10 protein-coding genes are annotated in these 11,397 nt (G+C 72.1%); 7 read left to right on the top strand and 3 right to left on the bottom strand.

Annotation, left to right across the window (positions count from 1 at the left end; genetic code table 11):
- Window positions 1–5 precede the first annotated feature (5 nt).
- Together OG787_RS38525 and cobI are read left to right on the top strand one after the other, a co-directional pair.
- A complete protein-coding gene (locus OG787_RS38525) occupies window positions 6–1,481 on the top strand; it encodes a cobyrinate a,c-diamide synthase (protein WP_405540713.1) in 1,476 nt (491 codons plus the stop codon).
- Window positions 1,478–2,221 (top strand): precorrin-2 C(20)-methyltransferase, encoded by a 744-nt coding sequence (gene cobI / locus OG787_RS38520; protein ID WP_405538345.1) that lies wholly within the window; start codon window positions 1,478–1,480, stop codon window positions 2,219–2,221. Before OG787_RS38525 ends, cobI begins: the two co-directional genes overlap by 4 nt.
- A gap of 5 nt (window positions 2,222–2,226) precedes the next feature.
- Here cobI and OG787_RS38515 read toward each other — a convergent pair whose 3' ends face one another.
- On the bottom strand, window positions 2,227–2,955 hold the full coding sequence (locus OG787_RS38515) for a ZIP family metal transporter (protein WP_369033784.1): 729 nt from the start codon (window positions 2,953–2,955) through the stop codon (window positions 2,227–2,229).
- Window positions 2,956–3,070: 115 nt separating this feature from the next.
- On the opposite strand from OG787_RS38515, the gene cobM reads away from it, so the two are divergent.
- The 5 genes from cobM to cobC all read left to right on the top strand — a co-directional run bounded on the left by cobM (window position 3,071) and on the right by cobC (window position 9,019).
- Window positions 3,071–3,910, top strand: a complete 840-nt coding sequence (cobM, locus tag OG787_RS38510) for a precorrin-4 C(11)-methyltransferase (protein WP_405538343.1) — start codon at window positions 3,071–3,073, stop codon at window positions 3,908–3,910.
- Window positions 3,907–5,178 carry a precorrin-6y C5,15-methyltransferase (decarboxylating) subunit CbiE gene (gene cbiE, locus OG787_RS38505; protein WP_405538341.1) on the top strand — a complete coding sequence of 424 codons (1,272 nt, stop codon included), beginning with the start codon at window positions 3,907–3,909 and terminating at the stop codon, window positions 5,176–5,178. The genes cobM and cbiE overlap by 4 nt, the downstream gene beginning before the upstream one ends.
- Window positions 5,175–6,884 (top strand): precorrin-3B C(17)-methyltransferase, encoded by a 1,710-nt coding sequence (gene cobJ / locus OG787_RS38500; protein WP_405538340.1) that lies wholly within the window; start codon window positions 5,175–5,177, stop codon window positions 6,882–6,884. Before cbiE ends, cobJ begins: the two co-directional genes overlap by 4 nt.
- Window positions 6,885–7,008: 124 nt before the next feature.
- Window positions 7,009–7,950, top strand: coding sequence for a sirohydrochlorin chelatase (locus OG787_RS38495; protein WP_369033788.1), 942 nt, complete (start codon window positions 7,009–7,011; stop codon window positions 7,948–7,950).
- Complete coding sequence (gene cobC / locus OG787_RS38490) at window positions 7,940–9,019, top strand: Rv2231c family pyridoxal phosphate-dependent protein CobC (RefSeq protein ID WP_405538339.1); 1,080 nt, start codon at window positions 7,940–7,942, stop codon at window positions 9,017–9,019. Before OG787_RS38495 ends, cobC begins: the two co-directional genes overlap by 11 nt.
- Before the next feature lie 211 nt (window positions 9,020–9,230).
- Here the strand turns inward: cobC and OG787_RS38485 are convergent, their stop codons facing one another.
- Both OG787_RS38485 and OG787_RS38480 read right to left on the bottom strand, forming a co-directional pair.
- On the bottom strand, window positions 9,231–10,115 hold the full coding sequence (locus OG787_RS38485) for an SCO1860 family LAETG-anchored protein (RefSeq protein WP_405538338.1): 885 nt from the start codon (window positions 10,113–10,115) through the stop codon (window positions 9,231–9,233).
- Between the two features lie 179 nt (window positions 10,116–10,294).
- A complete protein-coding gene (locus tag OG787_RS38480; RefSeq protein ID WP_405538337.1) occupies window positions 10,295–11,392 on the bottom strand; it encodes an amidohydrolase family protein in 1,098 nt (365 codons plus the stop codon).
- Between the last annotated feature and the right edge of the window lie 5 nt (window positions 11,393–11,397).

Here is an 11,397-nt window from a genome sequence, read left to right as displayed (position 1 = left end):
CCGTGCTGACCTCATCGTCATCCTCATCGGTCTTGGCCTCCGTGCCTCGGCTGGTCATCGCCGCGCCCTCCTCCGGCAGCGGCAAGACCACCGTCGCCACGGGGCTGATGGCCGCGTTCGCCTCGCGCGGGCTTGCCGTGTCTCCGCACAAGGTGGGGCCTGACTACATCGATCCCGGGTATCACTCGCTCGCCACCGGGCGGGTGGGGCGGAACCTCGACGCGTATCTGTGCGGTCCGGAGCTTGTCGGACCGTTGTTCCTGCACGGGGCGCGGGGGTGTGACCTCGCGGTCGTCGAGGGTGTCATGGGGATGTACGACGGGGCGGCGGGGGAAGGTGAGCTGGCGTCCACCGCGCATGTGGCGAAGCTGTTGCGGGCGCCGGTGGTGCTGGTCGTCGACGCGTCGTCGCAGTCTCGGTCCGTTGCCGCGCTGGTGCATGGGTTCGCGTCGTGGGATCCGGAGGTTCGGGTCGGGGGGGTGATCCTCAACAAGGTCGCGTCCGATCGGCATGAGGCGTTGCTGCGGGAGGCGTTGGAGTCGGCCGGGGTGCCGGTGCTCGGGGTGTTGCGGCGGGTGGCTCAGGTGGATACGCCTTCCCGGCATCTGGGGTTGGTGCCGGTTGGTGAGCGGCGGGGGGCGGCTGTGGAGGCTGTGGCCGCGATGGGCGCGCAGGTCGGTGCCGGGTGTGATCTTGAGGGGTTGTTGGCGCTGGCGCGGAGTGCGGGGGCGTTGTCTTGTGCGGCTTGGGATGCGGGTGAGGTGTTGGTTTCCTCGCCCCCGCCGCCCCTACCCGTCCCATCCCTGGGGGCTGCGCCCCCAGACCCCCCTTGTCGCGCTGAACGCGCTCGTCCTCAAACGCCGGACGGGCTGAAAATGCCGCCCGTCGTCGCTCTTGCCGGTGGGGCCGCCTTCACCTTCTCCTATGCCGAGCAGGCCGAACTGTTGCGGGCCGCCGGGGCCGACGTCGTCGTGTTCGATCCGCTTCGGGATGAGGAACTGCCCGATGGGACGCGTGGGTTGGTTGTCGGGGGTGGGTTTCCCGAGGTGTACGGCGGTGAGTTGTCCGCCAATGAGACGCTCCGCAAGTCCGTTGCCGCCCTCGCGGAGAGTGGTGCGCCCGTTGCCGCCGAGTGTGCCGGACTGCTGTATCTGTGCCGGGAGTTGGACGGGCTGCCGATGTGCGGGGTGCTCGATGCCACCGCGCGGATGAGCGAGCGGCTCACCCTTGGGTATCGCGATGCCGTGGCCGTCAGTGACAGTGCCCTGGCCGTTGCCGGGACCCGGATGCGGGGGCACGAGTTCCATCGGACCGTTGTCGAGCCCGGGGCGGGGGCCGAGCCCGCTTGGGGCGTGCTCGCCCCTACCCGGCGGGTCGAGGGATTTGTACAGCGAGGTGTGCACGCAAGCTATCTGCACACGCACTGGGCGTCGGAGCCCGGTGTCGCCCGTCGGTTCGTGGAGAGGTGCCGTACGTCATGAGCAGCGAGAGTGGCAGCAGGCTTGTCGGTGTGGGGGTCGGGCCCGGTGATCCCGAGCTGGTGACCGTGAAGGGCGTCAACGCGTTGCGTGCCGCCGATGTGGTCGTCGTACCTGTCATGGACAGCGGCGAGCGGGGGCGTGCCGAGGCCACCGTGCTGCACTACGTGCCCGTGGAGAAGGTCGTCCGGGTCGTCTTCGCGCTGAACGAGCGGTCCGACCGGGCGCGGCGCGAGGCCGCCTGGGATGCCGCCGGTGCTCGGGTCGCCGAGTTGCTCGGGGCTCACTCGGTCGTCGCGTTCGCGACCATCGGTGATCCCAACGTGTACTCGACGTTCACCTATCTCGCCCAGACGATCGGGGAGCTGGCGCCCGGCGTCGTCATCGAGACCGTTCCCGGGATCACCGCCATGCAGGATCTGGCGGCGCGTTCGGGGGCTGTGCTCACCGAGGGGACCGAGCCGCTCACCCTCGTGCCCGTCACCGCCGGGGCTGCCACGCTCAAGGACGCCCTCGCCGGGCCCGGCACGGTCGTGGCGTACAAGTTCGGGCGGCAGGCCCAGGAGGTCGCCGAGGCGTTGCGGGAGAGCGGGCGGATCGACGACGCCGTGTGGGGGTCGGCTCTCGGGCTGGAGGGCGAGTCCATCCGGCCCGCCGGTGAACTCGGCGACGAGCCCCTCCCCTATCTCTCCACTCTCATCGCGCCCGCGCCGCGCGACGGCGGGCGGGGCGGCAAGTTGTGATCACCTCAGCCCGACACACCCACCACGAGCCAGATGAACGCCACGCCCGCGACCGTGCACAGCACCGTCGAGTGCGCGGGGTGTTCGTGGTGGGCCTCGGGCAGGATCTCGGCGGCGGCGAGATAGAGCAGAACGCCGCCGAAGAGACCGAGATAGCAGCCCAGCGCCTGTTCGGGGATCGTGAAGAGAAGCGTCGAGGCCGCGCCCACCACGGGTGCCACCGCGTCGGCGAACAGCATGGCCAGGGCCTTGCGGCGGGCGTTCCCGTACAGGCTCGTGATCGTGTACGTGTTGAAACCGTCGGCGAAGTCATGGGCGATCACGGCGAGCGCGACCGCGAGGCCCATCCCGCCGCCCACCTGGAAGGCGGCGCCGATCGCGACGCCGTCCATCGCACTGTGGCCGACCATGGCCGCGGCGGCCGTCAGACCGACCTGAGGCGCCCGGCCGTTGTGCTCGTCGGCGCCGTGCGCCGCCTGTCGTACCGCCAGCAGACGTTCCACCAGATGGGCCAGCAGAAAGCCGGTGACGAACAGCAGCAGCGCGGCCGGTACGCCGAACACCTCCTCGCCCGCCGCGTCCAGTGCCTCGGGCAGCAGGTCGAGGCCGACCACGCCCAGCATCAGGCCGCCGGCCAGGCCCAGGACGAGATGGCGGCGGTCGGTCACACGCAGTGCCGTCCAGCCGCCGGCCAGCGTCATCAGGAACGCGCCGAGCGCGACGAAGACCGCCATGTGCTCTTGCTATCCGATCAACCCGCCTTCGCGCACCTCCGACTTCCCTGAAGTCCCCCTAGTCCACTAGTCCACTGGTTCACGCAGCATGTTCCGTACGAGAGGATCCCGCCCCATGGCTCCCACGGCCGACGTTCCCACTGGCGCTCCCACCGGCAAGGTGACGTTCGTCGGTGCCGGCCCCGGCGCCGCCGATCTGCTGACCTTCCGCGCCGCCCGCGCCATCGCCGACGCGGATGTCGTGATCTGGGCGGCCAGCCTCGTACAGGAGGCCGTTCTCGAACACGCGCGCAAGGGGGCGGAGATCCTCGACTCGGCGACGATGTCGCTCGAAGACGTCGTCGCCGTGTACGAGCGTGCCGTGCGCGAGGGTCTGCGGGTGGCCCGTATCCACTCCGGCGATCCCGCGCTCTGGGGTGGTACCCAGGAGCAGGTCGACCGCTGTGCCGAGATCGGCATCGAGACCGAGATCGTGCCCGGTGTCTCCTCCTTCTCTGCGGTCGCCGCGCTCGCCCAGCGCGAGCTGACCATTCCCGAGGTCGCGCAGTCCGTGATCCTCACCCGGCTGGGCGGCGGCAAGACGCCGATGCCGCCGGGTGAGGAGGTGCGTGAGTTCGCCCGGCACGGGACGACCATGGCGATCTTCCTGTCCGCCGCGCGCAGTGGACAGCTGGTGCGGGAGCTGCTGGAGGGCGGCTATCCGTCCACGACGGCGGTCGTCATCGCCTACCAGGCGACCTGGCCCGAGGAGCTGGTCGTGCGGTGCACGATCGAGACGCTGGAGGAGACGGTCAAGGAGCACAAGCTGTGGAAGCACACCTTGTTCCTGATCGGCCCGGCCCTCGACGCCAGCGGCACCCGCTCGCACCTCTACCACCCCGGCCACTTCCACGGCTTCCGCAAGGCCGACCCGGCCGCCCGCCGGGCGTTGCGCGAGCGAGGGGCGAGTACGTGATCACCGTCATCGGTACGGGGACGGGGGCGCCGCTGCTGCCGGAGGCCACGGCCGCCGTTGCCGGGGCCGCCCTGGTCGTGGGCGCCCGACGGCATCTGGCGGCGGCCCCGGTGCCCGAGGGCGCGGAACAGTTCGTCCTCGGTGCGCTGGCCCCTGCCCTCGACATCATCGAGGAGTACGTCGGGAAGGAGCGGGCCGTTGTCGTGCTCGCCTCCGGTGATCCCGGGTTCTTCGGGATCGTGCGGGCGCTGGCCGAGCGGTTCGGGACCGGGCGGCTCGATGTCCGGCCCGGGGTGTCCTCCGTCGCGGCGGCGTTCGCGCGGGCCGGGCTGACCTGGGACGACGCGGTGGTCGTCAGCGCGCACGGGCGGGCGCTGCGTACGGCGGTCAATGTGTGCCGGGCGCGGCCGAAAGTAGCCGTGCTGACCGGGCCGGGGGCCGGGCCCGCCGAGCTGGGCGCGGCCTTGGCCGACGGTCCGGACGGGCGCGTCCTGGTCGTCGCCTCCGCTCTGGGCGACCCCGTCCGCGAACGCGTCGAGCGGGTCACGCCCGCCGAGGCGGCGGCGCGCGACTGGGGCGACGCGGTGAGTGTGGTGCTCTGTCTGGACGAGGCCCGTGTTCTCGCGCCGGTGCGTGTCACGGTCGCCGGGGAGGCCGTCGGTCCCGGTCGATGGGCCCTGGCCGAGGGCGAGTTCGCCCACCGGGACTCGATGATCACCAAGTTCGAGGTACGGGCCCTGGCGCTGGCCCGGCTCGGGCCGCGGCTCGGCGATCTGGTCTGGGACATCGGTGCGGGCTCGGGTTCGGTGGCCGTGGAGTGCGCGCGGCTCGGGGCCGCCGTCGTCGCCGTCGAGAAGACGCCGGACGGCGCGGAGCGGGTGCGCGCCAACGCCACCGCGCACGGTGTCGATGTGCGGGTGGTGGAGGGGGTCGCACCTGATGACCTGCCCGCGCCCGCCGACGAACTCTCCGATCCCGACGCCGTGTTCATCGGCGGGGGCGGGCGCGAGCTGCCCGCCATCGTCACCGCGTGCGCACGGCGGGCCCGGCGGTCGGTGGTGGTCGCGCTGGCCGCCCTCGACCGGGTACCGGCGGTCCGCGAGGCCCTCACCGGGGCCGGACTCGACTGCGACGGCGTGCTGCTCCAGTCGTCCCGGCTGGCACCCCTGCCGGGTGGGGTGACCCGCCTCGCGGCCACCAATCCCGTTTTCCTGCTCTGGGGCACCCGCCCCGCAACACACCTGGACGAACAAGGAGTTGCCCTGTGATCGGCCTGATTTCCGCGACGGCGGCGGGCGCGGCGGCGCGTGATCGGCTCGCCGCCGCCTGGCCCGACCGTACGCGTGTGTACGAGGGGCCGGTCGCCGACGCCGTCCGGCGCGCGTTCGGTGAGTGCGAGCAGCTCGTGTGCTTCCTGGCCACGGGAGCGGTCGTACGGCTGGTCGCACCGCTGCTCTCCGACAAGGCGTCCGATCCCGGTGTGGTGTGCGTCGACGAGGGCGGGCGGTTCGCCGTCTCGCTGGTCGGCGGGCATGGTGGCGGGGCCAATGAACTCGCCCTCGCGGTGGGGACGTTGCTGGGTGCGGAGCCGGTGGTGACCACGGCGACGGACGCCGTGGGGGTGCCGGGGCTCGACACGCTCGGGATTCCCGTGGAGGGGGATGTCGCGGGGGTCTCGCGGGCGCTGCTCGACGGTGAACCCGTCGCGCTGGAGCTGGAGTCGAGCTGGCCGCTGCCCGCGCTGCCGTCGAATGTCGGGAGTGGGGTGCCTGGTGGCGGGCCGACGATCCGGGTGACGGACAGGGCCGTTGAGCCGGCCGGGCCGTCCGAGGTCGTGCTGCGGCCGCCGTCCCTCGTCGTCGGTGTGGGCGCCTCGAAGGGGGCCCCGGTCGACGAGGTGTTCGGGCTGGTTCAGGGCGCGTTGGCGGACGCGGGGCTCTCCGTGGCCTCCGTCGCCGCGCTGGCCACCGTCGACGCGAAGGCGGGCGAGCCCGGGATCGTCGGGGCCGCCGAGCGGCTCGGCGTGCCCGTACTGACGTACTCCGCCGAGGAGTTGGCCGGGGTCGACGTGCCGAACCCGTCCGCCGCGCCGCTCGCCGCCGTCGGTACACCGTCCGTGGCGGAAGCCGCGGCACTCGTCGGTGGGGGCGAACTCCTCGTACCCAAGCGGAAGTCGGAGCGTGCGGACGGGGCGCCGGCCATGGCGACCTGTGCCGTCGTACGGCGGCCGGGGCGCGGGCGGCTCGCGGTCGTCGGGCTCGGGCCTGGGGCGCGGGATCTGCTGACGCCGCGTGCCGAGGCGGAGTTGCGGCGGGCGTCCGTGCTCGTCGGGCTCGATCAGTACGTCGACCAGATCCGTGATCTGCTGCGGCCCGGTACCCGGATCCTGGAATCGGGGCTCGGGGCCGAGGAGGAGCGGGCGCGGACGGCGGTGGCCGAGGCCCGGAAGGGGCAGGCGGTCGCGCTGATCGGCAGCGGGGACGCGGGCGTGTACGCGATGGCGTCGCCCGCGCTCGCCGAGGCCTCCGACGACATCGACGTGGTCGGGGTGCCGGGTGTCACGGCGGCCCTGGCCGCCGGTGCGATTCTCGGGGCGCCGCTCGGCCACGACCATGTCTCCATCAGCCTCTCCGACCTGCACACGCCCTGGGAGATCATCGAGCGGCGGGTGCGGGCGGCGGCCGAGGCGGACATCGTCGTGACGTTCTACAACCCGCGCAGCCGAGGCCGTGACTGGCAGCTGCCCAAAGCGCTCGCGATCCTCGGGGCGCATCGGGAGCCGACGACGCCCGTGGGCGTCGTACGGAACGCGTCCCGGCCCGACGAGTCCAGCCGCGTCACGACGCTGACCGGCCTCGACCCGGCGACGGTCGACATGATGACGGTCGTGACCGTCGGCAACACCGCGACCAGGAACATCGCGGGCCGTATGGTGACGCCTCGGGGTTATCGCTGGCAGGAGGCGGTGCGATGATCATCCGTGCCGCGCGGCTGCCCGGCCCACGTCTCAACACCCTTACGTCTCATACGCTTCACCCCACTTCACAGTCCTCTTCACAGTCCACTGCACAGTCCGCTTCACCGTTCGAGGAGAAATCGTGACCACCCCGCCGCCCGCCCTGCTCATCGCCGGCCACGGCACCCGGGACGAGGCCGGAGCCGAGGCCTTCCGTGACTTCGTACGGGAGTTGGGGCGCCGCAATCCCGAACTGCCCGTCGCAGGCGGCTTCATCGAGCTGTCGCCACCGCCGCTGGGCGACGCCGTGACCGAGCTGGTGGAGCGGGGGGTACGGAGGTTCGCGGCCGTTCCGCTGATGCTGGTGTCCGCCGGGCACGCCAAGGGGGACATCCCGGCGGCGTTGTCCCGCGAGAAGGAACGGCACCCGGGGATCTCGTACACGTACGGGCGTCCGCTGGGCCCGCATCCCGCGCTGCTGGCCGTTCTGGAGCGACGTCTGGAGGAGGCCCTGGGGGGCGTCGGGGCGCGTACGCCCGCCGACCGGGCCGATGTGACCGTGCTGCTGGTGGGGCGCGGCTCCACCGACCCGGACGCCAACGCCGAGGTGCTCAAGGCGGCGCGGCTGCTCTGGGAAGGGCGCGGGTACGCCGGTGTGGAGACGGCGTTCGTGTCGCTCGCGGCGCCGGACGTGCCGTCGGGCCTCGACCGGTGCGTGAAGCTGGGTGCGCGGCGGATCGTTGTCCTGCCCTACTTCCTGTTCACCGGGATCCTGCCGGACCGGGTGCGGCAGCAGACCGAGGGCTGGGCCGCCGCGCACCCGGAGATCGACGTGCGGTCCGCCGAAGTCATCGGTCCGGAGCCGGAGTTGCTCGATCTGGTGATGGAGCGGTACCGGGAGGCCGTGCAGGGCGATCTGCGGATGAACTGCGACTCGTGCGTGTACCGGATCGCGCTGCCCGGTTTCGAGGACAAGGTCGGAATGCCTCAGCAGCCGCACTTCCATCCGGACGACGACGGCCATCACGACGGTCACCATCATGGGCAGCACTCACACGGGCACTCGCACTCTCATGCGCACTGACAGAGACACCGGCAGCGGTACACATGATCTGCGGCACCACGGGGACGCCGAAGTCCGTGACGACGGCGCCAAGTTGGTCGACCTCGCCGTGAACGTCCGGGCCGGCACTCCCCCGGCCTGGCTGCGCGAGCACATCGCCAGGTCGCTTGACGGGCTCGCCGCGTATCCCGACGGGCGGGCCGCGCGGGCGGCGGTGGCGGCCCGGCACGGGGTCCCGGTGGAGCGGGTGCTGCTCACCGCCGGGGCCGCGGAGGCGTTCGTGCTGCTGGCGCGTGCGCTGGAGGTGCGTCGGCCGGTGGTCGTGCATCCGCAGTTCACGGAGCCGGAGGCGGCGTTGCGGGACGCTGGGCATCGTGTGGAGCGGGTGCTGCTGCGGGCCGAGGACGACTTCCGGCTGGACGCGGCGCTCGTGCCCGAGGAGGCCGACCTGGTGGTGATCGGCAATCCGACGAATCCGACGTCGGTGCTGCATCCCGCGGGTGTCGTTACCCAACTTGCCCGGCCTGGGCGGACGTTGGTGGTCGACGAGGCGTTCATGGACGCGGTGCCGGGTGAGCGGGAGGCGCTGGCCGGGCGTACGGATGTGCCCGGGCTTGTGGTGCTGCGGAGTCTGACGAAGACGTGGGGGCTGGCGGGGCTGCGGATCGGGTACGTGCTGGCGGCGCCGTCGACGGTGGTCGAGCTGGAGCGGGCGCAGCCGTTGTGGCCGGTGTCCGCGCCGGCGTTGGCTGCGGCGGAGGCGTGTGTGTCCGGGCCGGCGCTGGCGGAGGCGGAGGAGGCGGCTCGGCGGATCGCCGCGGACCGGGCTCATCTTGTGGCCGGGCTGGCCGAGTTCGGGGCGGACGGGGTGCGGGTGGTGGGGCCTGCGGAGGGGTCGTTCGTGCTGGTGCGGGTGGATCGGGCGGATGTGGTGCGGGGGCATCTGCGGGGGTTGGGGTATGCGGTGCGGCGGGGGGACACGTTTCCCGGGTTGGGGGAGGAGTGGTTGCGGGTGGCTGTGCGGGATCGGGTGACGGTGAATGGGTTTTTGCAGGCGTTTGATCGGGCGGTGATGTTGGCGGGGCGGTGAGTTTATTCGCCCCCGCCGCCCCTACCCGTCCCATCCCTGGGGGCTGCGCCCCCAGACCCCCCTTTGTCCTCAAACGCCGGCCGGGGCATCTCAGCCCGTCCGGCGTTTGAGGACGAGGCCGTTCAGGCCGATGAGCGGGGGTCTGGGGGCGCAGCCCCCAGGGATGGGAACGGGTAAGGGCGGCGGGGGCGAAGAAAAGACGGTCCCTGCGTCAGCTCTTGCCGCGGCGCGCCAGTGCGACCGCTCCCGCGCCCGCCGCGAGCAACGCCAGTGCGCCGCCCGCGAGGTACGGCGTCGTCGAGCTGCCGCCCGTCTCCGCGAGGCCCGCCTCCGCCTGTACCCCCTGGGGCTTCACATCAGAGGCCGGTGCAGGAGGCGTCGCCGACTGCTCCTCCGGTGCCTCGCACGTCGCCTTCGCCAAGGTCACCGTCCCCTCGACCTCCGCCACGTTCAGGTCCAACGGGTTGACGGACACCTTGAGTTCGAGCGCGGTCGCGGCCGCCGTACGTGTCGTCGTCTCCGTCTGGGACAGCGCCAGCGTGACCTCGCCGACAGCCGGCACCTTCACCTCCACCGGGCCGCTCGGCGTCAGCGTCACCTTCTTGCCGAGAGCCGTCACCGAGCCCAGGAGGTCGGCCGTGGCGACCGGCTTCTCCCCCGCCACGCAGGTCGCCTTCGACGTGACCTGCTCGACCTCGATCAGGGAGAGGAGCGGGAGGCCCGGGACGTGGAGCTTCGCGTGGGCGAGGGTGGTCGACGCCTCTGCCCTCCCCTCCGTCACCGTCGCCTTCGACTCCGCGACCTCCGCGTCCAGCACCGTGAACGGCTTCCCCCCGTCCACGCCGTCCAACTTCGCGGTCAGCGCCGTCTGTTCGGCGCTCCGGGGTGCCTGCACCTCGTTGAGGGCGACCTCCAGCGGAACGTTCACGCTCTTGTTGAGGAGGGACACGTTCAGCCCGGTGCGGAGGACGACCGCGCTCGCGCGGCCCTGGTCCTCCGTCGCATGGGCCAGACTCGCGGGACCGGCGGCCAGGGCCGTCGCCGCCACGACGGTGGCCAGACGGCGTGCGGGCAGGCGGAAGTTGTTGGCGTTCAAGGTTCGGGGACCCCTCGGAAGAGACACGCTTGGGACCCGGTAAGAATTACGTACAGGCAGTCAACGGTCAGCAATCTGACGGGACTTCACTCCTACGTGATGTTTCCGCGCAGATCTTCGAATCAGACGGCACGTACGTTCTCCACATTCACTCGGGTGGCCGGTGTCAGTCCTCAATGTCAGCTCACGATCCGGCCGTTCAGTACCACCCTCAGCGGCGCCCCCAGCACCCGTACGTCCGCCCGCGGATCGGCCTCGTACACCACCAGGTCCGCCACCGCCCCCTCCACCAGCCCGGGTCGGCCCAGCCACTCCCGCGCGCCCCACGTCGTCGCCGACAGGGCCGCCGGTGCCGGAATGCCCGCCGTCACCAGCTCCGCGACCTCCGCCGCGACCAGCCCGTGCGGCAGTGTGCCGCCGGCGTCCGTGCCGACGTACACCGGGATTCCCGAGTCGTACGCGGAACGCACCGTGTCGTGGCGGCGTTCGTGGAGGCGGCGCATGTGGGCCGACCAGTCGGGGAACTTGGTCTCGCCGGCTGCCGCCAGGTTCGGGAACGTCGCGATGTTCACCAGGGTCGGGACGATCGCCACGCCTCGTGCGGCGAACAGGGGGATCGTGTCCTCCGTGAGGCCCGTCGCGTGCTCGACGCAGTCGATGCCCGCCTCCACCAGGTCCCGCAGGGAGTCCTCCGCAAAGCAGTGGGCCGTGACGCGCGCGCCCAGCCGGTGGGCCTCCGTGATCGCCGCCTCCACGGCCTCGCGCGGCCAGCAGGCGGCGAGGTCACCGGTGCCCCGGTCCAGCCAGTCGCCCACCAGCTTGACCCAGCCGTCGCCGCGCCGGGCCTCCTGGGCGACGTACGCCACCAGGTCGTCGGGCTCGATCTCGTGGGCGTAGCCCCGGATGTAGCGGCGGGTGCGGGCGATGTGCCGGCCGGCGCGGATGATCTTCGGCAGGTCCTCGCGGTCGTCGACCCACCTCGTGTCGGAGGGGGAACCCGCGTCGCGGATCAGCAGGGTGCCGGCCTCCCGGTCCGTCAGCGCCTGTTTCTCGGCGACATCGACGTCCACCGCGCCGTGCGGGCCCAGGCCCACATGGCAGTGCGCGTCGACCAGGCCGGGCAGCGCCCAGCCCTCCACCGTACGGATGTCACGGGCGCCGGGCGGGCGGTCGTACGAGATCCGCCCGCCGACCACCCACAGCTCGTCCCGGATCTCCTCCGGGCCGACCAGCACCCGCCCCTTCACATGCAGCACCGTCTGCGTCTGCTCGCTCATGGACG

Origin of the sequence: Streptomyces sp. NBC_00075, assembly GCF_045041225.1 — a bacterium.
Classification (GTDB): domain Bacteria; phylum Actinomycetota; class Actinomycetes; order Streptomycetales; family Streptomycetaceae; genus Streptomyces; species Streptomyces adonidis.
The sequence above is the reverse complement of the archived record's forward strand: the minus strand, read 5'-3'. Positions and strand labels throughout refer to the sequence as shown.